21 protein-coding genes are annotated in these 25,796 nt (G+C 71.3%); 12 read left to right on the forward strand and 9 right to left on the reverse strand.

What is annotated here, in order from left to right; translation table 11 throughout:
- Positions 1–281: 281 nt before the first annotated feature.
- Both IEY73_RS06420 and IEY73_RS06425 read left to right on the forward strand, forming a co-directional pair.
- Positions 282–4,514 carry a GH92 family glycosyl hydrolase gene (locus IEY73_RS06420; RefSeq protein ID WP_373292748.1) on the forward strand — a complete coding sequence of 1,411 codons (4,233 nt, stop codon included), beginning with the start codon at positions 282–284 and terminating at the stop codon, positions 4,512–4,514.
- Between the two features lie 72 nt (positions 4,515–4,586).
- Entirely contained in the window at positions 4,587–5,027 is a 441-nt protein-coding gene (locus IEY73_RS06425) for a PPOX class F420-dependent oxidoreductase (protein ID WP_189078151.1), read from the forward strand.
- On the opposite strand, the gene IEY73_RS06430 is transcribed toward IEY73_RS06425, so the two are convergent.
- Both IEY73_RS06430 and IEY73_RS06435 read right to left on the reverse strand, forming a co-directional pair.
- The gene (locus IEY73_RS06430) at positions 5,017–6,411 is read right to left on the reverse strand and encodes a class I adenylate-forming enzyme family protein (RefSeq protein WP_189078152.1); all 1,395 of its coding nucleotides are present in this window, start codon (positions 6,409–6,411) and stop codon (positions 5,017–5,019) included. The two genes, IEY73_RS06425 and IEY73_RS06430, sit on opposite strands and share 11 nt — an antisense overlap.
- Complete coding sequence (locus IEY73_RS06435; protein ID WP_189078153.1) at positions 6,401–7,972, reverse strand: NAD(P)-binding domain-containing protein; 1,572 nt, start codon at positions 7,970–7,972, stop codon at positions 6,401–6,403. The genes IEY73_RS06430 and IEY73_RS06435 overlap by 11 nt, the downstream gene beginning before the upstream one ends.
- Positions 7,973–8,033: 61 nt before the next feature.
- Here IEY73_RS06435 and IEY73_RS06440 point away from each other — a divergent pair, with 61 nt between their 5' ends.
- From IEY73_RS06440 to IEY73_RS06470, 7 genes are all read left to right on the forward strand, one after another.
- Positions 8,034–9,533, forward strand: a complete 1,500-nt coding sequence (locus IEY73_RS06440) for an aromatic amino acid ammonia-lyase (RefSeq protein WP_189078154.1) — start codon at positions 8,034–8,036, stop codon at positions 9,531–9,533.
- A 10-nt stretch (positions 9,534–9,543) separates the two neighbouring features.
- On the forward strand, positions 9,544–11,154 hold the full coding sequence (locus IEY73_RS06445; RefSeq protein WP_189078155.1) for an NAD(P)-binding domain-containing protein: 1,611 nt from the start codon (positions 9,544–9,546) through the stop codon (positions 11,152–11,154).
- On the forward strand, positions 11,141–12,202 hold the full coding sequence (locus IEY73_RS06450; RefSeq protein WP_189078156.1) for an alpha-hydroxy acid oxidase: 1,062 nt from the start codon (positions 11,141–11,143) through the stop codon (positions 12,200–12,202). The genes IEY73_RS06445 and IEY73_RS06450 overlap by 14 nt, the downstream gene beginning before the upstream one ends.
- The gene (locus tag IEY73_RS06455; protein ID WP_189078157.1) at positions 12,199–13,545 is read left to right on the forward strand and encodes a cytochrome P450; all 1,347 of its coding nucleotides are present in this window, start codon (positions 12,199–12,201) and stop codon (positions 13,543–13,545) included. The genes IEY73_RS06450 and IEY73_RS06455 overlap by 4 nt, the downstream gene beginning before the upstream one ends.
- Positions 13,542–14,792: a cation:proton antiporter gene (locus IEY73_RS06460; protein WP_189078158.1), complete on the forward strand. Its 1,251-nt coding sequence runs from the start codon at positions 13,542–13,544 to the stop codon at positions 14,790–14,792. Before IEY73_RS06455 ends, IEY73_RS06460 begins: the two co-directional genes overlap by 4 nt.
- A 61-nt stretch (positions 14,793–14,853) precedes the next feature.
- Positions 14,854–15,525 carry a response regulator transcription factor gene (locus IEY73_RS06465; RefSeq protein ID WP_189078159.1) on the forward strand — a complete coding sequence of 224 codons (672 nt, stop codon included), beginning with the start codon at positions 14,854–14,856 and terminating at the stop codon, positions 15,523–15,525.
- Positions 15,522–16,796, forward strand: a complete 1,275-nt coding sequence (locus IEY73_RS06470; RefSeq protein WP_229715621.1) for a sensor histidine kinase — start codon at positions 15,522–15,524, stop codon at positions 16,794–16,796. The genes IEY73_RS06465 and IEY73_RS06470 overlap by 4 nt, the downstream gene beginning before the upstream one ends.
- Positions 16,797–16,826: 30 nt before the next feature.
- Here the strand turns inward: IEY73_RS06470 and IEY73_RS06475 are convergent, their stop codons facing one another.
- The 6 genes from IEY73_RS06475 to IEY73_RS06500 form a co-directional block, all read right to left on the reverse strand.
- The gene (locus IEY73_RS06475; RefSeq protein ID WP_189078160.1) at positions 16,827–17,780 is read right to left on the reverse strand and encodes a DNA polymerase domain-containing protein; all 954 of its coding nucleotides are present in this window, start codon (positions 17,778–17,780) and stop codon (positions 16,827–16,829) included.
- A 4-nt stretch (positions 17,781–17,784) separates the two neighbouring features.
- Complete coding sequence (locus tag IEY73_RS06480; protein WP_189078161.1) at positions 17,785–18,132, reverse strand: hypothetical protein; 348 nt, start codon at positions 18,130–18,132, stop codon at positions 17,785–17,787.
- A 44-nt stretch (positions 18,133–18,176) separates the two neighbouring features.
- On the reverse strand, positions 18,177–19,067 hold the full coding sequence (locus IEY73_RS06485) for a carbohydrate ABC transporter permease (RefSeq protein WP_189078162.1): 891 nt from the start codon (positions 19,065–19,067) through the stop codon (positions 18,177–18,179).
- Positions 19,064–19,948: a carbohydrate ABC transporter permease gene (locus IEY73_RS06490; protein WP_229715650.1), complete on the reverse strand. Its 885-nt coding sequence runs from the start codon at positions 19,946–19,948 to the stop codon at positions 19,064–19,066. The genes IEY73_RS06485 and IEY73_RS06490 overlap by 4 nt, the downstream gene beginning before the upstream one ends.
- 66 nt (positions 19,949–20,014) lie before the next feature.
- Positions 20,015–21,277 (reverse strand): ABC transporter substrate-binding protein, encoded by a 1,263-nt coding sequence (locus tag IEY73_RS06495; RefSeq protein ID WP_189078164.1) that lies wholly within the window; start codon positions 21,275–21,277, stop codon positions 20,015–20,017.
- Positions 21,278–21,403: 126 nt separating this feature from the next.
- Positions 21,404–22,420 (reverse strand): LacI family DNA-binding transcriptional regulator, encoded by a 1,017-nt coding sequence (locus IEY73_RS06500; RefSeq protein ID WP_189078165.1) that lies wholly within the window; start codon positions 22,418–22,420, stop codon positions 21,404–21,406.
- A 181-nt stretch (positions 22,421–22,601) separates the two neighbouring features.
- On the opposite strand from IEY73_RS06500, the gene IEY73_RS06505 reads away from it, so the two are divergent.
- The 3 genes from IEY73_RS06505 to IEY73_RS06515 all read left to right on the forward strand — a co-directional run bounded on the left by IEY73_RS06505 (position 22,602) and on the right by IEY73_RS06515 (position 25,216).
- Positions 22,602–23,627 carry a MerR family transcriptional regulator gene (locus IEY73_RS06505; RefSeq protein ID WP_189078166.1) on the forward strand — a complete coding sequence of 342 codons (1,026 nt, stop codon included), beginning with the start codon at positions 22,602–22,604 and terminating at the stop codon, positions 23,625–23,627.
- Positions 23,628–23,751: 124 nt separating this feature from the next.
- Positions 23,752–24,669: a dioxygenase family protein gene (locus tag IEY73_RS06510; RefSeq protein ID WP_229715622.1), complete on the forward strand. Its 918-nt coding sequence runs from the start codon at positions 23,752–23,754 to the stop codon at positions 24,667–24,669.
- Between the two features lie 106 nt (positions 24,670–24,775).
- Positions 24,776–25,216, forward strand: coding sequence for a hypothetical protein (locus IEY73_RS06515; protein WP_189078167.1), 441 nt, complete (start codon positions 24,776–24,778; stop codon positions 25,214–25,216).
- A 46-nt stretch (positions 25,217–25,262) separates the two neighbouring features.
- On the opposite strand, the gene rnhA is transcribed toward IEY73_RS06515, so the two are convergent.
- On the reverse strand, positions 25,263–25,733 hold the full coding sequence (rnhA, locus tag IEY73_RS06520; protein WP_189078168.1) for a ribonuclease HI: 471 nt from the start codon (positions 25,731–25,733) through the stop codon (positions 25,263–25,265).
- Positions 25,734–25,796: the final 63 nt, after the last annotated feature.

Here is a 25,796-nt window from a genome sequence, read left to right on the forward strand (position 1 = left end):
GTGACGACGGCGGTGTGACGGTGCCGGCGGTGCCGGCGGTGTGACGGCGGCGGCGTGTGACGGTCCGGCGTGGACGCACATGATCGCACATTGGGCTCGGTCGGCAAACGGTCCGCGAAGGGAGCCTATGGTGCGCGTACGTCCGAGAGCAAGAGTTTCTGACATCGATGTCAACTGTGGGCGATCATGTTCGGTTCGGGTCTTGTGCATTGACGGCGGTGAGCGCGAACATGTGTCGCGAGTGTTACGCCACCCACCCGTACGTCCGCAGAGGAGCCCGCATGCATCGGCCCCGCACCGGCGCCGCCCTGGCCTGTCTGGCCGTCGCCGCCGCCATGCTGGTCGCCGGCCCGGCCCGCGCGGCGGAGGCGTCCTTCGCCTCGTCGTTCGAGCCGGATGATCCGCAGCCCACCTGGACCGACCAGGTCGACGGCGACCGCAGCAGCGGCGTCGACGGCAACGTCACCGTGGGCATGCCGGGCAGCCTGCGCGATCACGTCGTCGACATCGCCGCCAACGCCCAGCCCAACAGCAACGAGGGCGTCACCAACCTCAACGACGGCGACCCGGAGACCAAGTGGCTGGTGGACACGCCGACCAGTTGGGCGCGGTACACCCTGGACGCCCCCGCCGAGGTGGTGCGCTACTCGGTCACCTCGGCCAACGACGCGCCCGACCGGGACCCGGCGGACTGGACGGTGCAGGGCTCCACCGACGGGGAGACCTGGACCACCGTGGACACCCGCGAGGATCAGAGCTTCGACAGCCGGTTCCAGACCAAGACGTACGACGTGGCCGACCCCGGCTCGTTCCCGATCTACCGGCTGAGCATCACCGCGCACGCCGGGTCCACCAACCTCACCCAGCTCGCCGACTGGGAGCTGTCCGACGGCGACAGCACGCCGCCCGCGCAGAGCGACATGCAGAGCCACATCGGCGCCGGGCCGGCGAGCTCGCCCACCGCCAAGGCCGGCGTCGGCTACACCGGTGTGCGGGCGTTCCAGATGGCCGGCCGGCACGTCAGCGCGGGCCGGGCGTACTCGTACAACAAGGTCTTCGACGTCGACATCGCGGTCACCGATGACACCGAGCTGTCCTACCTGGTGTTCCCCGAGTTCAACCGGGACGACCTGAGCAACCCGGCGACGTACGCGGCGGTCGACCTGGCCTTCACCGACGGCACCTACCTGTCCGGCCTGCACGCGGTCGACCAGCACGGCATCCGGGTGAGCCCGAGCGCGCAGGGCGCTTCGAAGACGCTGTACACCCAGCAGTGGAACAAGCGGGTGTCCCGGATCGGCGCGGTCGCGGCGGGCAAGACCGTGGACCGCATCCTGGTCGGGTACGACAAGACCGGCGAGCCCACCGACTTCCGTGCCTGGTTCGACGACATCGCGCTGACCGACGTCGCGCCGGCGCAGCCGAAGGCCAGCCTCGCGGACTACGCCGACACCCGGCGTGGCACCCAGTCGTCCGGCTCGTTCTCCCGCGGCAACAACTACCCGGCCACCGCGGTGCCGCACGGCTTCAACTTCTGGACCCCGGTCACCGACGCCGGATCCACGAGCTGGCTGTACGAATACCATCGGGACAACAACGCGGACAACCGCCCGACCGTCGAGGCGTTCTCCGCCAGCCACGAGCCCAGCCCGTGGATGGGCGACCGGCAGACCTTCCAGGTGATGCCCTCGGGCGCGGCCGGCGTGCCGGACGCCTCCCGGTCCGCCCGGAAGCTGGCCTTCGGGCATGAGAACGAGACGGCCAAGCCGTACTACTACGGGGTCACCTTCGACAACGGGATGAAGACCGAAATCGCGCCCACCGACCACGCGGCGATGTTCCGGTTCACGTTCACCGGTGACAGCTCCAACCTGATCCTGGACAACGTGAACGCCAACGCCGGCCTCACCCTCGACGCCGACAACCGCAGCTTCTCCGGCTGGTCGGACGTGAACAGCGGCAGCCTGTCCGCGGGCTGGACCCGGATGTTCATGTACGCCACGGTGGACACGCCGGTGGCCTCCAGCGGAATGCTGACCAGCGGCAACCGGCCGTCCACCGGATACCTGAAGTTCGACACGTCGTCCCGCAAGACGGTGACGATGCGCATCGCCACCTCGCTGATCAGCGTGGCGCAGGCCAAGCACAACCTGGACTTGGAGATCGCCGCGGACGCCACGCTGGCCAGCGTGCGGGACCGGGCGCAAGCCGCGTGGGACGCCAAGATGCACGTGATCGAGGTGGAGGGCGCGTCCGAGGATCAACTGGTCACCCTGTACTCCAACCTCTACCGGCTGTTCCTCTACCCGAACTCCGGATTCGAGAACACCGGCACCGCCGCCGACCCGGTTTACCGGCACACCGTGCAGTCCGCGGTGAACAGCCCGGCCAGCAGCCCGACGCAGACCGGGGCGCCGGTCAAGGACGGCAAGGTCTACGTCAACAACGGGTTCTGGGACACCTATCGCACCACCTGGCCGGCCTACTCGCTGTTCACGCCGTCCGAGGCCGGTGAGATGGTGGACGGGTTCGTGCAGCAGTACCAAGACGGCGGGTGGATCTCCCGCTGGTCCTCGCCGGGCTACGCCAACCTGATGGTCGGCACCAGCTCCGACGTGGCGTTCGCGGACGCCTATCTGAAGGGCGTCAAGGGTTTCGACCCGGCCACCGCCTACGCCGCCGCGGTGAAGAACGCCACCGTGGCGCCGCCCAACGCCAACGTCGGGCGCAAGGGCCTGACCACGTCGATCTTCAAGGGCTATACGCCGAGCGACGCCACCGGCGAAGCCATGTCGTGGGCGATGGACGGCTACATCAACGACTTCGGCATCGCCAACATGGCCGCCGAACTGGCGAAGAAGGGCGGCGCGCAGGCGCAGCAGTACGCCGAGGAGGCGGAGTACTTCCGCAACCGGGCGCTCAACTACGTCAACATGTTCGACCCGTCGGTGGACTTCTTCCAGGGCAAGGACTCCGCGGGCAACTGGCGGCGCTCGCCCGCCGACTACGACCCGCGGGTCTGGGGCTACGACTACACCGAGACCAACGGCTGGAACATGGCCTTCCACGTGCCGCAGGACGGTCAGGGCCTGGCCAACCTGTACGGCGGGAAGGACGCCCTGGCCAAGAAGCTGGACACGTTCTTCGCCACGCCGGAGACGGCCGGATTCCCCGGATCGTACGGCGGCATCATCCACGAGATGCTGGAGGCCCGCGACGTGCGGATGGGCCAGTACGGCCACAGCAACCAGCCGTCGCACCACATCATCTACATGTACGACTACGCCGGGCAGCCGTGGAAGACCCAGGCGCTGGTGCGGGAGGCGCTGTCCCGGCTCTACCTGGGCAGCGAGATCGGCCAGGGCTACCCGGGTGACGAGGACAACGGCGAGATGAGCGCCTGGCAGGTGTTCGGCGCGCTGGGCTTCTACCCGTTGCAGATGGGCAGCCCGGCGTACGCGATCGGATCGCCGCTGTTCACCAAGGCGACGGTCAACCTGGAGAACGGCAAGACGATCGTCGTCAACGCGCCGGACAACAGCGCCACCAACGTCTACGTGCAGTCGCTGAAGGTGAACGGCAAGGCGTACGACTCGACGTCCCTGCCGCACTCGCTGCTCGCCGGCGGGGCCACGCTGGACTTCGAGATGGGCTCGCAGCCGTCGCAGTGGGGCGCCGCCGCGCCGCCGCCGTCGATCACCACCGGCTCGGCACCGGCCGATCCGCTGAGCGACCTCACCGGGCCGGGCAAGGGCACCGCGTCCGCGCCGGAGCTGGTGGACGACACCAGCGCCACCCGGGCATCCGGCGACGCCTGGCAGTACCAGTTCGCCAGCGGCGGTGAGCAGGCGACGTTCTACACCCTCACGTCCGGACCGAGCGCCGGTGCGGATCCGTCGTCGTGGCGGCTGCTCGGCTCGTACGACGGAGACAAGTGGACGACCATCGACGAGCGCAGCGCGCAGAGCTTCGCGTGGCGGTCACAGACCCGGCCGTTCAAGATCGCCAAGCCGGGGCGGTACGCGTATTACCGGTTCGAGTTCGGCGGCACCACCACGCTGTCCGAGGTGGAGCTGCTCGGACACCCGACGCCGGCGTGCACCACGACCATCGCCGACGAGGTGCGTGGCGACCTGACCGTGCGGTCCGGCGTCACCTGCCTGACCTCCGGAGCCTCGGTCGCCGGCGCGGTCACCGTGCGCAACGGTGCCTCCCTGTACGCGACGGGGGCGACGCTGCGCGCCGAACTGCTCGCCAACGGGGCCGGCACGGTGGCGCTGTTGAACACCACGGTGACCAAGTCGGTGAAGGCGGTGGACTCCGGGCCGGTGCGCCTGGAGGGCTCGGTGGTGCGCGGGCCGGTGCTGGTGCGCCGCAACGACACCGCCACGGTGATCGCGGGCAACCGGATCACCGGCTCGCTGACCTGCTCCGGCAACGATCCGGCGCCGGTGGACAACGGCCTGCGTAACCAGATCGTCGGCGAACGCAAGGGGCAGTGCTCCGGGTTCTGACGACGAAACCGGCGGCGGTGTGCGGCGAGGCTTGCGGGCCCCGTCGCACACCGCCGTCGCTAGTGTTGTCTCATGTCTGATCAACTCTGGGCGGTCATCGCCGCGGCCAACCTCGGCACCCTGGCCACCATCAAGCGGGACGGCCGGCCGCAGCTCTCCGACGTCAGCTACACCGCCGCCGGGGCGACCGTGGAGGGCGTGGCCCGGGTGCTGCGGGTCTCCACCCGCACAAGCCTCGCCAAGGTGCACAACCTGCGCCGTGACCCGCGGGCGAGCATGAAGGTGACCGCACCCGGCGGCGCGGGTTACGCGGTGGCCGAGGGTGTGGTGTCGCTGTCGGACGTCGCGGCCGACGAGCACGACGCGGTGGTCGAGGAGCTCATCGAGGTCTACCGCCTGGTGGGCGGCGAGGAACACCCCGACTGGGCGGACTATCGGCGGGCCATGGTGGCCGACCGGCGGCTGGTGCTGAGCCTGCACGTGGAGCGGGTCTACGGATGGGTCATGGGCTGAGCGCCGACTTGTCGGGCTTGCCGCTGCGCGCGACCGGCACGTCGTCGATGAATGTGACGGTCTGCGGCGCCGCGGCCGGGCCCAGTTCCGCGGCGACGTGGGCGCACAGGATTCCCGCGTCCGGGGTGCAACCGCGGGCGGGCACCACGAAGGCGTGCACGGCCTCGCCGGTGTCGTCGTCCGGACGGCCCACCACGTAGGCCTCCGCCACGTCCGGCGCGGCGGTCAGCACGCGTTCCACCGCGCCGGCGTAGACCAGTTGCGCCTGCACGATGATCACGTCGCGGGCGCGGCCGACCAGGCGCAGCCGTCCCCGCTCGTCCAGCTCGGCCAGGTCGCGGGTGCGCACCCAGCCGTCGTCCACGAAGACGTCCGCCGACTCGGCCGGGTCGTCGAGGTACAGGCTCGCCTGCGCGGGCGTGCGGACGTACAGCTCCCCGTCGCGGATCGACACGTCGACCCCGGGTGGTGGGTGTCCCACCGTGAACAGGGCGGCGGGGGAGTCCCGCATCTCCTGCGGCGTGAGCATGGCGATCATGCCGGTCTCGGTCTGGCCGTACCCGTGGAAGACCACCGGCCCGAGCACGTCGAGCGCCTCCGCCAGCCGCGCCGCAGGCAACGGCGAACCGGACACCATCAGCGCCTGCAGGCTGCTCAGGTCGGCCGGCAGCGCGCGCTGGCCGCGGACCAGCTTGTTCAGCTTGCCCACCGTGATCACGCTCGCGCTCGCCCGGTGGCGCACGATCGCGTCCGGGAATCCGGGCGGATCCGCCACCACCAGGGTGCCGCCCGCGGCCAGGCTGAGCGTCGCGTATTCCAGCATCACCTGACTGCTCAGCGACCCGAACACCAAGAACCGGTGCAGGCGAGAGGCCAGTTCCCGGATGGCCGGCGGCCACCGGTCCGGGTGCGCGGCCCAGGCCGCCGACATCGCCGCGTACGTCTGGGCGCAGCCCTTGGGCCGGCCGGTGCTGCCGCTGGTGTGAATCACCCTGGCCATGTCGTCGAGCCGGCCGGCCGCGATCAGCGGCTCGTCCGGCGGTGCGGGGGTCGCCACCAGCGCGGCCAGACGGGCCTCATCCACGACCAGTCCGCCGTGCCCGGCGAGCCCGCCGCCCCCGGACACGCACGCGCCGACCGCGAACGCGGCGACGATGACCGCGAACGCCTCCGGCGTGACACCGAGCCGCAGCTCCACGCCGTCGCCCGGCCGCACGCCCGACGCACGCAGCCCGGCCGCGCAGCGCCCGATCAGCGCCGACATCTGCGCCGCCGACAGCACCCGTGCGCCGTGTTCGAAGACCGGCCGATCACCGCCCTTGGCCAGCAGGTCCAGGACCGGTTGCGGCCACACGCCACCGGCGCCCGGCGCATCAGCGCGCATCGGCCGGGATCTCCTTCGCGTCGGCCAGGATCTCCTTGAGGAAGACCGCGAGCGGCTGCTGGTGCACGTCCGGCAGATGCCACTCGTTCTCCAGGTTCTCCGCCAGATGGTGCTCGGCGCACGGTTCGCCGTCCCGGTACGCCCGCACCACCGGATGCAGGTACTCCGCCCGGTGCGCCGCCGCGGCGTCGTTCTCCGCGACGCGGGTCACCGCGATGTCGAACGGGTCCACCGCGTCGTGGCTCGGGCCGTATTCCAGGGTCACCACCAGGGTCACCGGCGCCGGCTCGCCCAGGCCGCCGTCCGCGGCGTACGCCACCGGCACCTCCTGCGCGTACCAGGCCGTGCCGCCCCGTACGGTGATCACGTCGCCCAGCACGGAGAACTGCTGCCACAGCGCCGACGTGCGGTTGATCCGGGCGATGATCGCGTCGGTGATCGCCTCCGGGGTCGCGCTCATCGTGGTGGCCGGCCACGGGCGGTCGTGGTAACGGCTGTCCAGGATGCGGTGCAGCGCCCGGACGCCGTACCGGAAACCGTGGATGAAGCCGTTTGTCGACTTCTTGAAGTCGCGTTGCTGGGTGAGGGTGCCCGCGAAGTACAGCCCCGGCACGGTCGCCGACTCGAACGCCGGCGTCTGCTCCGGGAAACGGTCGTTGATCACCAGGCGCGGGCGGGCCGAGGCGTCGAAGGGCGCCGCGTCGAACCGGAACCCGGTGCACAGGATCACCCGGTCGTAGTGCAGGACGCGGATCGCCTCGACGGTCCGCGCGTACCGGAATTCGACCCGGTATCCGCCGTCGTCGCGCCGCTCGATGCGTTCCACGGTGCCGTCCAGGATCGCGTTCTGCGATTTCAACTGGTAGGTGTCGAGGAAGTTGTTGTTCACCGCGCGCAGGTGCCCGACGTAGTGCGACTGCCAGGCCAACCGGACCGAGTGCGGCCCGGCCACGTGGATCACCGCCGCGGTTGCGATGAGAGCGTCCGCCGTCTCGAAGGCCGAGTTGCCCTTGCCGACGATCAGCACCCGCTGGCCGGTGAAGTCGTCCGGATCGACGCTCACCGTGTCGTAGCGTTCGGCCAGATCGGCGCCCGGGATGGGCGGCACGTACGGCCGGGACACGCCGGTCGCCACCACCACGCGCCGGGCGTGCAGCACATCGTCGCCGGTCCGCACCGCGAAGGTCCCGTCCGAGCCGCGGGACACGCGGCTGACCGGGCTGTCGTATCGCACCCGCAGCCCGGCCGCGAAGTCGTCGAGGTAGCGCACGAGATCGTCGGCCGCCGGGAAGTATCGCCGGCTGTAGTTGCCGAAACGCAGCGCCGGATCGTCGCTGAGCAGCGAGTTCCAGTCGGCTCGCAGGTTGAACTCGGGATCGTCGGACCCGGTGTGCACCTTGTTGATCGAGATGAGCTGGCGGTGGCGCGGATAGGTCCGGAAGAAGGCGCCCGGCGTGGCGGCGGCCTCCAGGACCAGGTAGTCGCGGTCGTCGCGCTCCATCAGCGCGGCGAGCTGCAGCCCCGCAGGCCCGGCCCCGATGATCAAGTAGTCGTGCGTCATGCGCGCACGCTAGACAGGCGATTTCAGAGGCTTCTGAGAATCCGTCCCTAACGTCCGGGCTATGACGACACCACCGACCGTGGACCTGGCCGCCGCGCTGACCCCCGCCGACCTGGAGGCCGCCCGCGACCCGGTCGCCGTCTCGGCCGACGCCGCGGTGCGGGAACGGGTGGCCGCGTCCCGCACGCTGCTCGACGGCGTGCTCGGCGGCGGCCAGGCGGTGTACGGCAGCACCACCGGTTTCGGCGCGCTGGTCGGCTACGCCGGGCGCGCCGACCAGCGTGATCAGGCGGACAACACACTCGCGCATCTGGGCGCCGGGCACGGTCCGGACATCGACCCGCATCTGGCCCGCGCCACCATGCTGGTGCGGACGTGGTCGCTGGCCCAGGGCGTCTCGGGGGTGTCCGCACCGGTGGTGGACGCGCTGGTGGCCATGCTCGGCACGTCGTTCGCGCCCGCCATGCCCCGCCTCGGCTCGGTCGGCGCCAGCGGCGATCTCATCCCGCTCGGTGCTGCGGCGCAGGCGTTGCGCGGACGCGGTCACGCCTATGTGGACGGTGTCCGGATGCCCGCCGCCGACGCGCTGACCAAGGCCGGGCTGGATCCGCTGCGGCTGGACGGCCGGGACGCCCTGGCGCTGGTGAACGGCACCTCCCTGACCACCGCCGCGCTGGCGCTCGCCGCGCGTCGCGTCCGGACCGCGCACCGCGTCGTGCAACTGCTCACCTGCCTGCTCGCCGACCTGCTCGGCTGCGATCCGCAGTTCCTCGACGAGCGCCTGATCGCCCGGTTCCGGCACGACGGGGCGGTGCACGTGGCCGGCGTGATGCGCGCCGCGCTGTCCGGCGCGACGCCGTCCGGGACGCGGCCGTTGCAGGAGCCGTACAGCATCCGCTGCGCACCACAACTGCTCGGCGCGGCGGAGGACGCCCTGCGGCACGTGGACGGCGTGGTCGCCGCCGACCTCGGGGCGGTCAGCGACAACCCGCTGTTCTTCCCGCGTGCCGACGCCGGCGACGTGGTGCACGGCGGCAACTTCTTCGGTCAGCCCGCCGCGTTCGCCGCGGACGTGCTCACCATGGTCACCGCTCAGGTCGGCAACCTCGCCGAGCGGCAGCTCGACCTGCTCGTCGATCCCGCCCGCAACGGCGGTCTGCCGCCGATGCTCGCCGCCGGTCCCGGGCAGCAGCACGGGCTGCAGGGGGTGCAGTTGGCCGCCACCGCCCTGATCGCGGACATTCGCCGGGACGCCATGCCGGCCAGCATCCAGAGCCTGCCCACCAATCTGCACAACCAGGACGTCGTCCCGTTCGGCACTCAGGCGGCGCTGCGCGCCCTGGACCAGGCGGCCTCGTTGCGCCTGATCACCGGTTCACTCGCGCTGGGGTTGCGGCAGGCCGCGCATGTGGGGACGCGACTGCCGGGCGCGCCGGGCTGCGCCCGGATCCTCGACGCGTTGGCCGCCGCGATCGAACCGATCGATCCGGACCGGCCGCTGGAACGGGACGTGCGGGTCGCCGCGGACACTGTTGAAAATTCTCTGAATTTCGGCTTTTAACGTGCTTTCCGTGACGCTCGATTATCTGATCATCGGGGCCGGGCCGGCCGGTCTCCAGCTCGCCGCGCTGCTGGAGGCCGACGGCCAACGCGACTACCTGGTGCTGGAGGCGGCCGACCGGCCGGGCGCGTTCTTCGCCCACTACCCGCGGCATCGGCAACTGATCTCCATCAACAAGCCGCACACCGGCTCCGACGACCCGGAACTCAACCTGCGGCTGGACTGGAACTCGCTGCTCAGCGACGACCCGCGACTGCGGTTCACCGAGTACACGCAGCGGTACTTCCCGGACGCCGACGTGATGCTGCGCTATCTCGCCGACTTCGCCGAGGCCACCGGCGCGCGCGTGCGATATGGCACCCGCGTCGACCGGGTGTCGCGCCGCGGCGACGGGGTCTTCGAGATCCGGGCCGGCGCCGAGGTGTTCCGTGCCCGGCGTGTCGTGGTCGCCACCGGCGTGTCCACCACGTACCGGCCGGACATCCCGGGTTTCGAGCTCGCCGAAGGCTATGACGCCATGTCCGTCGACCCGAGCGAGTACCTCGACCAGCGGGTGCTGATCATCGGCAAGGGCAACTCGGCCTTCGAGACCGCCGACAACCTGCTGGAGACCACCGCGCTCATCCACGTCGCCGGGCGCAGCTCGGTGCGGATGGCCTGGCGGACCCATTACGTCGGGCATCTGCGGGCGGTGAACAACAACTTCCTCGACACCTACCAGTTGAAGTCCGCCAACGCGATCCTGGACGGGAACGTACGGCGCATCGAACGCGACGGCGACGGCTTCCTGGTGACGTTCTCCTTCTCCCGCGCCGACGAGGTGATCAAACAGCTACGGTACGACCGCGTGCTGGCCTGCACCGGTTTCGCCTTCGACGCGTCGCCGTTCGACGAGACGTGCCGCCCGGAACTGGCCATCGACGACCGCTTCCCGGCGCAGACCGACGCGTGGGAGTCGGTCAACGTGCCCGGCCTCTACTTCGCCGGCACGCTCTCCCAGCAGCGCGACTTCAAGAAGTCCACCTGCGGCTTCATCCACGGTTTCCGGTACGCCGTGCGCGCCCTGCACCACATCCTGGAACGGCGGCACGAGGGCGTGCCGTGGCCCACCACCGAGCTGGTGTGCACCCCGCAGGCCATCACCGACGCGATCATCGCGCGGGTGAACCGCACCTCCGCGCTGTGGCAGGTGTTCGGTTTCCTCGCCGACGTGGTCACCGTGCAGGCCGGCGTCGCGTCGTACGCGCAGGAGGTGCCGGTCGACTACTTCGCCCGCGCCGGGCTGGTCGGCGAGCAGGGTCACCACGAGCACGCGTTCGCGGTGACCCTGGAATACGGTCCCGACCACGACCAGGTGGATCCGTTCGACATCACCGTGTCCCGGATCGCCCAGGACAACGTGGGGCGTGCGCACGACGCCGCCTACCTGCATCCGGTGGTGCGCTACCACCGGGACGGCCATCCGGTCGCCGTGCACCACCTTGCGGAAAACCTGGAGAACCGGTGGGACCGCCCCGAGGTGCACGTCAAACCGTTGGCTGCATTCGTCGAGCGGTGCCTGGCCGGTGCCGAGGGCGCGCACGCTCCGGCCGTCGAGGCGCACCACGATGCCCGGGTCTGAGGAACCCGAGCGCTCCGGCGGCCTGCCGGCGCTCGCCGAGGCCGCGGCGAAGGCGCACGCCGCACTCGATCCGGCGCACTGGGACTTCTTCGCCGGCGGGGCGGGTGAGGAACGCACGCTGCGCGCCAACGAGGACGCCTTCGCCTGCCGCCGGCTCGTGCCCCGGGTGCTGCGCGAGGTGGGCGAGCCCGACCTGGCCGTCGACCTGCTCGGGGAGCCGCTGTCCATGCCGGTGCTGATCGCGCCGACCGCGTTTCACCGCCTGGCGCATCCGGGTGGTGAGGCCGCGACCGCGGTCGCCGCCGCGGCGGCGGCGACGGTGATGGTGGTCAGCATGGCCGCCACTCAGCCCGTCGAGGAGATCGCCGCCACCGGGGCCGCGCTGTGGTTCCAGCTTTATCCCCAGCCCGACCGGGAGTTCTCCGACGCCGTGGTGCGCCGGGCCGAGGCGGCCGGGTGCCGGGCGCTGGTGGTCACCGTGGACTCGCCGGTGTTCGGGCGGCGGGAACGGGACCGGCGCAACGGGTTCCTCGATCTGCCGCCCGGCCTGGCGTGCGAGAACATGCGTGACGGCACCGGCCGGGTGCGCGACGTGGTGATGGACCCGGCGCTCGGCTGGGCGCAGGTCGACCGGCTGCGCGCGGTGACCGGGCTGCCGATCCTGCTCAAGGGGGTGCTGCACCCCGCCGATGCGCGTCTCGCCGTGGAACACGGTGCCGACGCCCTGATCGTGTCCAACCACGGTGGCCGCCAGCTCGACGGGGCGGTGTCCACCCTCGACGCGTTGCCCGCCGTCGCCGCCGCGGTCGGCGGGCGCATCCCGGTGCTGGTGGACGGCGGGATCCGGCGGGGAAGCGACGTCGCGATCGCGCTCGCGCTGGGGGCGAGTGCGGTGCTGGTGGGCCGCCCGGTGGTGTGGGGACTGGCGGCGGGCGGGACCGACGGGGTGCGAGCGGTGCTGGAGGCGCTGCGCGCCGACCTGCGCGACGTGCTCACGCTGGCCGGTGCGCCCCGACCGGGCGCCCTGACCCCGGACATGGTCGCATGATCACCGCGATCGGCGTGGCGGCCGGCCTGCTCGCCGCGATCAGCGTGCCACGATGGCTGCCGCCCCGGGTGATCCGGCTCCGCGAGTGGATCTTCACGAAGGTCAACGGGGAGGAGGGCGTCGCGGTGCCCGGCCCGATGGTCGGCGCCGAGCACTTCGAGCGGGTCTACGGCGATCCGGCCGCGGACGGGCGCAGCCGCGGCGCCGGCCTGTCCGACCTGTTCTGGTACTGGCTGGCGCCCGGCCCGCACATGCACCAGGAACACCTGGAGCCCGGCCCGGCGTACCAGACTGTGGCCCGGACCACCCGGCGGGTGCTCGCCGTTGCGCACCATCGCTCGGACGCCCTGGCCACCGCGGCCACCCGGCGCGTCCTGGACGCGCTGCCCGACGGCCGGGTCAGCCACGTCCGGTTGCGCGACCTGATGCTGCCGGTGTGGGCGGAGGTCTACTACGAGATGGTGTTCGCCGAGCCGTGCCCGGCCCCGGCGCGGGACCTCATCGTCGCCAACGCCCACGATGTGATCACCGCGCTGAAGGCCACCGGCCTGCGCCACATGGACCGGCGGGACGCGCTCACCCGATACCTTCTGGACCGGCTCGCCGCCGGCACCTGCCCGGTGTCGCTCCCCGAGCCGTTCACCGCGCGGGAGACGGCCTGGTATCTGCAGGGCGCCTTCTTCAACACCGCGGTGGTGCAGATGTCCGAGGCGATGGCACACGTGCTGCTGGCCGTGGCGCAGCACCCCCAGGTGCAGCAGCGGCTGCGCGCCGAGCTGGACTCCGACGCGGCGATCGACCGCGTGGTCGACGAGGCGCTGCGGGTGCATCCGCTGTTCGGCATCGCGCACCGGATCAGTTCGGCGGACATCGTGGTCGACGAGCACGTGACGCTCCCCGCCGGTTCGGTGCTGCTCTTCAACTACCTCGCCTTCCACCGCACCGGTCCGGCCGCGGACGGCGACTTCGACCCGGATCGTTGGCGCACGCTGCGCCGCCGGGAGGCCCATTTCATCCCGTACGGCGTGACGGCGAACCGGGCCTGCCCGGCGCGGGGTATCGCGCCGGTCATGATGCGCGCCGCGACCCGCGAGATGCTGCGCCGGTTCACGCTCGCCTCGTCGGTGTCGCACAGCCGTTCGCTGCCCAGCCGCGGCCCGGTCTATCTGACCCCGGCCGGACTGCCCGGGCCGGGCCGGACGCGGCTGCGGGCGATGCGCCTGCGCGACCGGTGGGCGGACGTGAGCCGGTCGTTGCGGCAACTCGTGCTGGGCACCTGGATGGTGCTGGAGGCGCGTCGGCTGCGGCTGTGCGGCACGCACTTCGAGCAGGTCCACGAGTGACGCCCGCGCAGTTGGCGCCGCGGTTCTTCCTGGCGGTCGCGGTGATCCTGGTGTTCTGCAAGGCGCTCGCGTGGCTGCTCGGCCGGGTCGGCCAGCCCGCGGTGGTCAGCGAGATGCTCGCCGGGGTGCTGCTCGGCCCGTCGCTGTTCGGGCTGGTGTTGCCGGACGCGCAGGCGGCGTTGTTCCCGGAGGCGCTGCACCCGGTGCTGTACGTGGTCGGCCAGGTGGGTCTGGTGCTGTTCATGTTCCAGGCCGGGTACGCGTTCACCGCGCACCCGGTGCGCGTCGGCGCCGGCACCGCGGGCGTGGTGTCGCTGGCCGGCGTCGCGGCGCCGCTGGTGCTGGGCGCGTTGCTGGTGTTCGGCACCGCGCGGCTGGTGCCGGTGCGCTCGCCGGGCACGCCGGTCGCGGTGTCCGCGGCGTTTGTCGGCGTGGCGCTGGCCATCACCGCGTTCCCGATGCTGGCCCGGATCATCACCGAGCGCGGCCAGGCGGGCACCCGGCACGGCGTGCTCGCCCTGGCCAGCGGCGCTGTGGACGACATGGTGGCGTGGATCCTGCTGGCCGTGGTGCTGGCGTTCGCCTCCGGCCGCCCCGGCCCGGCGTACGTGACCGCGGGTGGTGCGGTGCTGCTCGCCCTGGTTCTGATGGTTGCCGGGCGCCGGGCGGCCGCGCGGTTGATGAGCTCGCCGCGGTTCGGCGATCACGGCCGGTTGCTCGGCGCGGTGGCGTTGCTGTTCGTGGTGGCCTGGTACACCGACGAGATCGGGCTCTACGCGGTGTTCGGCGCGTTTGCGGTGGGCGCGGTGATGCCGCGGAGCGCCGCCACGGACCGCGTGGTGGACACCCTGACGCCCCTGGCCGCGACGGTGTTCCTGCCGCTGTTCTTCACCTATTCCGGGCTGCGCACCGAGTTCGGCCTGCTGGGCGATCCGGCGGTGCTGCTGTTCGCGGTCGCGTGCGTGGTGGTGGCGATCGCCGGCAAGTTCGGGGCGTGCTGGGCGGCGGCCCGGTTGCGGGGCGAACGCAACGACGTGGCGATGCGGGTCGGCGCGCTGATGAACGCGCGCGGGCTGATGCAGCTCATCGCGCTCAACGTCGGTCTGGAGGCGGGCATCGTGACGCCCGCCCTGTTCACCGTCCTGGTGCTTGTCGCGCTGATTACCACGCTGATGGCCACGCCCCTGCTGGACCGGATCGAGCGTCGCTCGCCGGTCGAAAATCCGGCGGAGATGCTCGCATGTTAAATAATTGACGAGACAACAAACACCCTTCCATTGCATTGATGTGTATGCAATTGTCGGGGCCATGCACGGTACCGGAGCGCACCGGCTTCTGGTGGTCGAGGATGACCCGGAACTCAGCGAACTGCTGGCCGAGACGCTGGTCGACGAGGGATATCAGGTGGACCGCGCGCCGGACGGACACCGCGGCCTCCACCTTGGACTCACCCGGGCGTACGACGTGATGGTGATCGACCGGGTGCTGCCTGCCCTGGACGGGCTGGACCTCGTCACGCGCCTGCGTTCCCGGGCAGTCCCCGCCCGCACGCTCATGCTGACCGCGCTGGCCGGCGTGGACGACCGCATCGCCGGCCTGGACGCGGGCGCCGACGACTACCTGACCAAGCCGTTCGACCTGGACGAGCTGAGCGCCCGGATCCGCGCGCTGTGCCGCCGGTCGGCCGACTCCACCGAGGCGTTACGCGTCGGCAAGGGCCTGCTCGACCTGTCCGTGCGTGACGCGGTGCTGCCGGACGGCACCCACGTCGCCCTGTCGGCCCGGGAGTTCGAACTGCTCCGCGCGCTCGCCGCCCGGCCCAACGCCGTGCATCCGCGCGCCGATCTGCGCCGACGTGTCTTCGACGAGGCCGCCGCGCCCTCCATCGTGGACACCTATGTCTACTACCTGCGTCGCAAGCTCGGGCGTACCGTGGTGCGCACGGTGCACGGCCTCGGTTACCGGCTGGGCACGCTGTGACCGTCGCCGACGCCGCCGAACGCGGCATCGTCCGGCGCGCGCGCTGGCGGATGGGTCTGGGCGTCGGGCTCGCCGTCGGCGCGCTGCTCGCCCTCCTCGGCGGCATCGCGTACGCCGCACTGGCGCACAGCCAGGAACGGCAGATCCACCGGGAGCTCGCCTGGGCCGCGCAGCACGGCAGGCTGGCCGGCCCGCCCGGCTGCACGTGGATCGTGATCGTCGACGGACCGGCCGTGCGGTACGGCTTGGCGCCGCCGCCGTCCGGGTTCCCGCTGCGCCCACCGGTGGCGCGAGTGTCCGCCGGGGCGACCGGCGAGACCTCGACGGTGCGGCGCGACGGAACCGTCTACTACGTGCGTACCCAGCCGCGGGGCGACGCGGTCGTGCAAGTGATCTTCGACGCCCGGTTCCAGATGGCCGACCGGCGGCACCTGCTGGCCGCCTTCGCGCTGGCCGCCGGCGTCGGCCTGCTGGCCGCGCTGATCACCGGGCTGATCGTGGGTGACCGGGCAGTCGCGCCGCTGGTGGAGGCGCTGGGCAAGCAGCGCCGGTTCGTCGCCGACGCGAGCCATGAGCTGCGCACCCCGATCGCCCAGTTGCACACCCGGGCGCAACTGCTCGCCCGGCGCGCCCGCGGCGACGTGTCGGAGCGGGACGGCCGGGACTTCGACCGGCTGATCGCCTCCACCCGGCGGCTCGCGGAGATCGTCGACGAGCTGCTGCTGTCGGCGCGGCTGGCCGCCGTGCCGGCCGATCACGCGGGCAGCGTGGTGGACCTGGCCGCCCTGGCCCGGTCCGCGGTCGCCGCGGAAGCCGAACGGGCCACGTCCCGCGGCGTGTCGGTGACGCTGGTGTCCGCCGGCGAGCCGGTCGCCGTGCCGGGCATCGAGTCGGCGCTGCGCCGGGTGGTTTCCGAGCTGCTCAGCAACGCGCTCACCCACACGCCGGCCGGTGGTGGCGTCACGGTCGAGGTCGGGGTGCGCAACGCCGGCGCGGAACTCGTGGTGGCGGACACCGGCGCGGGGTTCCCTCCGTCCGATGCGGACCGCCTGTTCGATCGTTTCCACCGCGGCGCGGGCGCCGGCGAACGACGTTTCGGGCTGGGCCTGGCCCTGCTGCACGAGGTGGTCACCAGCCACCGCGGCCGGATCACCGCGGACGGGGAACCGGGCCGGGGCGCGCGGTTCACGGTGCGCCTGCCGCTGGCCGCGCCGATGACGCCCGCGTCGCCGGCGCCGCCGCAGCGGTCCCTCCGCCGGCTCGGCGTCTAGCCCGTCCGGCCGCCGCGGAGCGCGGTGGGTTCAGCCCGTGCGGCGGGCGCGGGCGCGCCGCTTGCCCTCGTGCATCGCCTGCACCCGGGCCACCGGGATGGTGCGGCCCTCGGTCACCAGGCCGGCGTCCAGCGGTTGCGGGGCCGGCATCGCCGCCGCCCACGGATCACCGTCGCCGAGCAGGCCGGGCACGCGGGCCATGGTGAAGTCTGCAGGGCGCGCGTCGTCCAAGGCGTCCCACCCCACCGGGAAGGAGACCGGGGTGCCGGGGCGGACCCGCGGGCTGTAGGCGGCCACCACCGTCGCCCCGCCGGCCCGGGTGGCGTCCAGGAAGACCTTGCCGTGCCGATCCTCGCGGATGAACGCGGTGGTGGTCAGGTCCGGGTCGAGCCGCTCGGCGCGGGCGGCCACGGCGCGGGTCGCGGCGGCCACGTCATCCACGCCTGCCGCACCGTCCAGCGGCACGAACACGTGCACGCCCTTGGCGCCGCTGGTCTTCACCGCGCCCGCCATGCCCACGTCGGCCAGCACCTGCCGGACCAGCCGCGCGGCGGCCACCGCCAGGCCGAAGCCGCCGCCCTCGGGTGGGTCCAGATCCATGATCAGGTGAGTGGGGGAGCGCCGTCCGGCCTGCATCAGCGCGGGGTGGTACTCGACCGCACGCTGGTTGCCGAACCACAACAACGTCCGGCGGTCGTTGCACAGCCCGTACGTGACCTCGCGGTGTGAGGCCTCCGCCCACACGCGGGTGCGCGGCACCCAGGACGGGGTGTATTTCGGCAGGTTCTTCTGCATGAACTGGTCCTGGCCGCGGAGCACCCGCACCACCGACAACGGCCGGTCGGCCAGCACCGGCACCAGGCGATCGCGCACCGCCTCCAGGTAGTCGATCAGGTCGCGCTTGCTCACCCCGGAGCCCGGGAACAGCTCCTGGTCCAGGTTTGTCAGCCGCACCCCGTCGCGTTCCTCGTCCCCGGCTGCCATGTCGTCAGCCTAGGCCGAGAAACCCGACCGCGGGCAGCAGCATCGCCAGGGTGAGCACCATGTAGGTGCCGCCGAGCCACGGCCGGCCGTGCCGGGTGGCGATGATCGCGGCCAGGAAGGGCAGCAGCACCGCGACCCCGGCGGCGAGCGCGAAGGCCGCGGACCGGTCACCGAAATGATGGCCGTCGGCGACGCCGAGACCCAGCAGCAGGGACACGGACACCAGCCACAGCAGGGTGATGGCGGCGATCCAGAGCGCTATCTCGGCGCGCCGCAATGTCTCTTGCGGGTCCGCGGTCCGGGCGAACCGCATCCGCATCGCGAAGTCGTCGCGCTTTTCCTCCCCGAGCACGACAGCACTCTATTCGGTTCGCGTGCGGTCCGCCCGTTGCGTGATCAGCTCTTCACCGAACCGGCCATCAGGCCGCCGATGAACCACCTGCCGAGCAGGATGTAGACCAGCAACGTGGGCAGCGAGGTGATCAGCGCGCCGGCCATCGACGCGGCGTAGTCCGGCGACTGCGCGCCGGCCAGCGCGTTCAGCGCGATGGTGATCGGGCCGTTGCGGGTGTTGGACAGGAAGATCGCGAACAGATAGTCGTTCCAGGCCGAGGTGAACTGCCAGATGATGGTGACCACGAAGCCCGGGATGGAGATCGGCAGGATGATCGACCAGAAGGTGCGCAGCAGCCCGGCGCCGTCCACCCGGCCGGCCTCGATCAGCTCCTCGGGAACCGTGGTGGCGTAGTAGTTGCGGAAGATCAGCGTGCAGATCGGGATGCCGTAGATGCAGTGCACGAAGACCAGCGTGGGGATGCCGGGCGGAATGCCGACGGTGGTCACGATCTCGCGCAGCGGGATCATCACCGCCTGGTAGGGGATGAACATTCCGAACAGGATCAGCGTGAACACCACGTCGGCACCGGGGAAGCGCCAGCGCGACAGCACGAAGCCGTTGGCCGCGCCGATCAGCGAGGAGATCAGCGCCACCGGGATGGCCAACTGGAACGTCCGCAGGAAGGCGGGCTGCAACGCGTCCCAGGCCTTGGCCCAGGAGGAGAAGGTCCATTCCTTCGGCAGGTTCCACTGGCCGGTCACACCGATTTCGGAACCGGACTTGAAGCTGGTCACGATCAGCACGTACGCGGGCATCAGCACGACCAGCAGGAAGAAGATCGCCAGGGCGTACTTGACGATCGTGCCGGCCGTGACGCTGCGGGGGCTGCGCGGCTTCTGCGGTTCCGGGGTGACCGGGGTCGGCGGCGCTTCGACGGAGGTGCTGGTCATCGGTTCTTCTCCGCCCGGTTGGTGTAGATCAGGTAGGGCACGATGACGACGGCGACGAGCAGCAACAGGATCACCGAGATCGCTGCGGCCTTGGAGTAGTCACTGGTCAGCAGCGCCTGCCAGACGTAGACGGCGGGCACCTCGGTCAGCCACTGCGCACCCGAGACGCTCATGATCAGGTCGAACATCTTCATCGACATGTGGCCGATGATGATCAGCGCGGACAGGGCCACCGGCGTGAGCTGCGGGAAGATGACGTTGCGGTAGAGGCGGTAGGTGCTCGCGCCGTCCACCGCGGCGGCCTCACGCAGCTCCTTGGGGATGCCCCGGAAGCCGGCCAGGAACAGTGCCATCACATATCCGGAGAGCTGCCAGACCGCGGGCATCGCCATCGCGGCCATCCCCCAGTCCGCGTTCGTCCACCAGGTGTTCTGCAGGAAGTCCAGATGCAATCCGGTGAAGACGGCGTTGATGCCGCCGGCGTTGGCGTCCTTGCCGGGGTTCATCAGCCAGCGCCACACGACGCCGGAGGCGACGAACGAGACGGCCATCGGGAAGAGGTAGATGGTGCGGAAGAAGCCCTCGCCGCGGACACCACGCTCCAGGATGAACGCCCAGAGCAGGCCGAGCAGCATGGCGCCGCCCAGGAACACCACGGTGAAGATCAGCAGGTTCTTCAGCGAGTGCGTGAACCGGCCGTTGATGTCGTTGGTGAACAGGTCGATGTAGTTCTGCAGCCCGACGAATCCCTCGGAGCCGCGGGCGGTGTGCTCATCCGAGACGGAGACCTTCATGGTCCAGGCGATCAGCCCGTACACGAAGACGGCGAGCAGAATCAGCGAGGGGGACAGCAGCAACAGGCCCGGTCCCCAGTGCCGCATGCGGCGCATCGGGCTCCCTTTCCGTGACCCAGGCGGGACGGCCGGAGCCGCCCCGCCTGCGGTGCGTTACTTCGAGGCGAACTGCTGCGCCGCGGCCGCGAGGGCCTTCTGCAGCGCCGCGTCGTCCTGGTTGGTGCTGTACGCGCCGAGCGCCGAGTTCGCGGCACCCTGCCAGCCCTGCGAGCAGGCCGAGCCGTGGGCGCACGACGGCACCTGGGTCGCGCTCTTCCAGTCGGCCATCGCGGACTGCTGGTACTTCGGGTAGTCCGCCGGGTCGGCGTCGGTGCGCGCCGGGATCGAGCCCTTCTTGGTGTTGAACGCCTTCTGACCGTCGGCCGAGCCGACCGTCTTCAGCCAGCACTTGGTGCCGTCCGGGTTGTTGGCGCCCTTGGGCAGCACGAACGAGTCGGCCAGCCACTGGAAGGTGTCGTTGTTGCCGGGGAAGGTGAACCAGCCGTAGTCGGAGAAGCCCTTGGCGTCCAGGTCGGCGGCCTCCCAGTCACCCATGAGCTGGAAACCGGCCTTGCCGTCCATGACCATCTTCTCCGCGTCGGTCCAGTCGAGCGCGTCGCGGTCGGAGTTGGTGTAGGTGAGCAGCTTCTTGAAGTCGCCGATCGCCTTGGTGACGGTCGGGTCGTTCCAGTCGGTGCCGCCGTTCCAGAGGCCGGTGAACTTCTGCGGGCCGAGGTCGGTGATGAGCACCGACTCGAACAGCATCAACTGGGTCCAGTCCTTGCCGATGGCCAGCGGCGAGGCGATGCCCTTGGCCTTCACCTTGTCCAGCGCGGCGAAGAAGTCGTCAAGCGTCGCCGGGTCGGCGGTGACGCCCGCGTCGGCCAGGACCTTCTTGTTGGTCCACACCACGTTGGCGCGGTGGATGTTCGCCGGCACCGAGTAGATCTTGCCGTCGACCGTGAGGTTGTCGATCAGGCCCTGCGGGAACGCCTGCTTGAGGCCCCACGAGTCGTAGTCCGAGCTGATGTCCTCGACCTGTCCGGCGTCGATGTAGTCGAGCAGCTCAGCACCCGCGTGCGCCTGGAACGTGTCCGGCGGGTCACCCTGCTGCAGCCGGGAGGCGAGTACCTGCTTCGCGTTCGAGCCCGCGCCGCCGGCCACCGCGCCGTTGACGAATTCCTGCCCGGAGCAGTCGGTCTTGAACTGGTTGACCAGGCCGTCCAGGCCGGCCTTCTCACCGCCGTCCGCCCACCAGGTGAATACCTCTACCTTGGAGGATCCGGAGCCGCCGTCGTCGCTGCCGCCGCAGGCAGATGCGGTCAGCAGGGCGGCGACACCGACGACCGCTACCGCGGCCCGTCGCGTGAAGCCCATGGTTCTCCCCATTTCCTTTTGACATCGTTGTCACGAGACAACTGGAGTACGGTGCGCTCTCGCCCGCCGATGTGTCAACGTGTCGCACTTTGTTGTTTCCGTGTCGTAACGTGAGCGCCGTTTTCGTTATCTAGGTGGTCGCTCTCCGCTGCCCCTCGCGACGACGGACGTCGAGACGACGATGGTGCGGGCAGGCCCCCGGTGACCGGCGACCCGTTCATATGCCAGCCGCGCGGCCTCGCGGCCCAGCGCCATCGGATCGTGCGCGACGACCGTCGTTCCGAGCACGTCGGCGAGGTCGAAGTCGTCGAAGCCTATCAACGCCGGTGGATCCGCCAACCCGCGCAGTGCCCGCAACGCGCCGGTGGTCAGACGGTTGTTCGCGGTGAACACCGCGGTGGGCGGTAACCGCAGGTCAAGCAGTTCCCGCACGGTCTGCTCGGCCCGCCGCGCGTCATGCACCTCGGTGCGCAGATAGGGCTCCCAGGCGGCATTGCCGACGGCGCGCATCGCGCTGACGAAGCCGTCGATCCGGGCCCGCTGCGGCGCCAGCCGGGACAGGTCGGCGACCACCGCGATCCGCCGGTGCCGGTGGCCGAGCAGATGCTCCCCGGCGGCCCGGCCGCCGCCGGCGTTGTCGATCAGCACGGCGTCGGCGGCCAGCCCGTCCGGCGCTCGGTCCAGGAACACGAACGGCACGCCGTGGTTGCCCTCCACGTCCAGGTGCTGGTGCTGCTCCCCGCTCGGCACCACCAGCAGCGCGCGTACCCGCCGCTCCAGGAACGCGTCCACCAGGGCCCGCTCGCGCACCGCGTCCTCGTCGTTGTTGGCGGTGACCAGTTGCAGCCCGTGCTGGCGCAGCTCACGCTCGATGCCGCTGGCCACCGCCGAGTAGAACGGATTGGCCAGATCACCGCTGATCAAGCCGACCAACGCGGAGGTGCCACCGCGGCGCAATTCGCGGGCGATGCCGTTGAGGCGGTAGCCGAGCACGTCGGCGGCCTCGCGCACTCGCCGCCCGGTTTCCGGGGCGACGTTGGGCTCGCCGTTCAGGGCCCGGGAAGCGGTCTTCAGGCTGACCCCGGCCAGGGCGGCGACCTGGGTGAGGGTCGGTCGGCGCACGGCCACCAGGTCTTCGGACATGCCGCTCCGGTCTCCTCGCAGGTGGCAGCAAGTATGACATCGATGGCATTGCGCTTCGCCGCCGCGGCGAACCCGAATTTTCGCCCGGCCCGCATCGGGTTTTCGCCTTGACCTTGACCATGGGACAGGCCGCAGGGTCGGATGCACGGCCCGCCGACGGGCCGGGACGAGGAGTACTGGCGTGGATCTGCTGACCATTGGCGCGTTCGCCCGTGCGTCGCGGCTGACACCCAAGGCGTTGCGCCTGTACGGCGAGCTGGGTCTGGTGCCGCCCGCCGCGGTGGATGCCGAGACCGGTTACCGGTTCTACGCGCCGGCGCAGCTCGCGCAGGCGCGTCTGGTGGCCTGGCTGCGCCGCGTCGGCATGCCGCTGGCGGAGATCCGCCAGGTGGTCGCGCTGCCGCCGGCGCAGGCGTCGACGGCGGTGGCCGCGTACTGGTCGCGGGTCGAAGCGGACCTGGCGACTCGCGGCGAACTTGCCGCGTTCCTCGTCGACCATCTTGCGGGAAGGGGCACCACCATGACCGACGATCTGGGTATCCGGTACGCGGCACGGTCCGACCGGGGCGCGGTGCGGGAAACCGACGAGGACGTCGCGTACGCCGGGGACGACCTGCTGGCGGTGGCCGACGGCGTCGGCGGCGTGCCGGGCGGGGCGGAGGCCGCCGCGTCGGCGGTGGTGGCGCTGCGCGGCCTGACCGACGCCGGACTCGCCGGACTGGCCGAGGCGGTGCGCGCGGCGGACCGTGCCGTCGCGGAACTCGGCATGACCACGCTGACCGCGCTGGTGCGATCCGGGAACCGGTTCGGGCTGGTGCACGTCGGGGACAGCCGAGCCTACCTGTTGCGCAACGGCGACCTGTTCCGGCTCACCCAGGACCATTCGTACGTGCAGACGCTCGTCGACGCCGGGCGGGTCGGCGCCGGTGAGGCGTTGACCCACCCGGATCGGCCGAAGCTGGTGCGGGCCTTGGGCGCCGGGCCGGGACGCAACGAGCCGGACCTGTCACTGCGTGCTGCTCTGGCGGGCGACCGCTACCTGCTGTGCTCGGACGGCCTGTGGGCCGAAGTGCCGGCCGCCGAGGTGGCCTCGGCGCTGCCGGACGGAGAGCCCGACGAGGTGGTCGACCGGCTGATCGAACTGGCGTACGCGCATGGCGCGCCGGACAACGTGGCGGTCGTGGTGGCGGACGTGGTGGCCGTGTAGCCGTGCCCCGGATGACCGATGGCGGCGGCACAGGCGGGTGACAGCCGGTGGACAGCCCACGGTGTTTCGCTGTGCGTAGTCCCCTGGAGCGGGACAAAACGGAACTCAAGAGGAGGCGATCCCCGTGGCGTCACCCGACAACGATGCCTACGTCCGCGCCGTTCACGACAAGGGGCTGCGTTTCGACCTGCGCACCATGAGCCGCCGCCGGATGCTTGCCGCGCTGGGCGGGGCGGCGGGACTGCTGGCCGTCGGCGGCACGGCCGCCTGCTCGGAGGCGGAGCAGGCGGCCACCGCGACGACCGGCGGCGCCACCGGCAGCGCGGACGCCGGCAGCACCGAGATCGAATCGGAGACGGCCGGCCCGTACCCGGCAGACGGCACGAACGGGCCGGACGTGCGGACCGAGTCCGGCATCGTGCGCAGCGACATCCGATCGTCGTTCGGCAGCGCGTCCGGCACGGCGGACGGGGTGCCGCTGGAGTTCCACCTCGTGGTGCAGGACCTGGACGGCGCCCCCGTGACCGGGGCGGCGGTGTACGCCTGGCACTGCGACCGGGAAGGCCGGTACTCGCTGTACTCCCAGGGCGTCACCGACCAGAATTACCTGCGCGGCATCCAGCAGACCGACGACACCGGCACGGTGACATTCACCAGCATCTTCCCGGCGTGCTACGCGGGCCGGTGGCCACACATCCACTTCGAGGTCTACGCGTCACTGGGGACGGCGACCAGCGGCGCCGGCCCGATCGTCAAGACGTCCCAGATGGCCATTCCGGAGGATGCGGCGCGGGCGGTTTACGCGACTGCCGGGTACGGCCAGAGCGTCACGAACATGAGTAACGTGACGCTTGCGACCGACAACGTGTTCGGCGACGACTCCGCAGCGACCGAGCTCGGCACCGTCACCGGCAGCGTGTCCGCCGGGTACGTGGCGACGCTGCGAGTGCCGGTCGACCCGTCGGGCACCGAGGAGGGCGGCGGCGAACCTGGTGGTGGTCCCCCGGGAGGGGACGGCGGCCCCGCCCCCGGCGGCGCATGACGCGCCCGTCGGCCCAGGTGGGGAGGCATCCGGGGGCGGGCTCATCCGATTGGGGTACGCCGAACGGGCCATAGCTCCTGGTCTATCCCGCGGCGACAATCCTGGCATGACCGCCCCCGGCAACTCACCTCTGATCTTCGCGCTCCTGGCCGCTTTCGTCGCGTGCACCGGCTATGCGGCCGGCCGGTTGCACCAGTGGCACCGCACTCTCCAGGATCGCGACGAGGCGTACCGGGACGGGTATGACACCGCGACCCGCAGCGTGTTCAGCATGGCGGCGCGGATCATGAGCCCGCGCCGGGAGAAGGCGGCGATCCGTGCCTCGGCATCCGTGATCACCTCCACGTGCCGCCCGTCGACCGAGCCGGCGAAGACGGGCAAACGCGGTGGTCGGCACCTCGTGCCGGACGAACTGGTGGAGGCGGAGACCTACCGCCTGCCGCCGGACCGGGTGGCCCGGGCCAAGGTGCGCGACGAGGAGCCCGGGGAAGTGGACGACGAGGCGACCACACGCTTGCATTCGGTGCCGCGGCCACGTTCGTCGTGACCGCTCCGTCCTCGCCGGACCGCTCGGCCGGCTCAAGCTCGGCGCCTCACACCGCCTCGGCGGCGGCCACCGCTTCGCGCAGGCCCCGGGCGGCCAGCCGGTCGGCGCGCTCGTTCTCCGGATGTCCGGCATGGCCCTTCACCCAGTGCCACCGTACGTCGTGCCGGGCGACCGCCGCGTCCAAGCGGCGCCAGAGGTCGGCGTTCTTCACCGGCTGCCGCGCGGACGTCTGCCAGCCGTTGGCCTTCCAGCGCAGCATCCATCGGGTGATGCCGTCGCGCACGTACACGCTGTCGGTGTAGACCATCACGGTGAGGGGTGCCCTGGTCAGGCTTTCCAGCGCCTGGATGGGCGCGGTCAGTTCCATCCGGTTGTTCGTGGTGCGGGTGGCCTCGCCGCCGCACAGCTCCCTCTCCGACGTGCCGTAGCGCAGCACCGCACCCCACCCGCCGGGGCCGGGGTTGGGCACGCAGGCGCCGTCGGTGTAGATCTCCACCACGCCACTTCGGTCGCTCATGGGCGACGACATTACCGATGCGCACGCCCCCGGGAGCGGCGCGCCGGTGCGTGGCGGGGGCCG

Source organism: Mangrovihabitans endophyticus, assembly GCF_014646155.1.
GTDB lineage: Bacteria > Actinomycetota > Actinomycetes > Mycobacteriales > Micromonosporaceae > Actinoplanes > Actinoplanes endophyticus.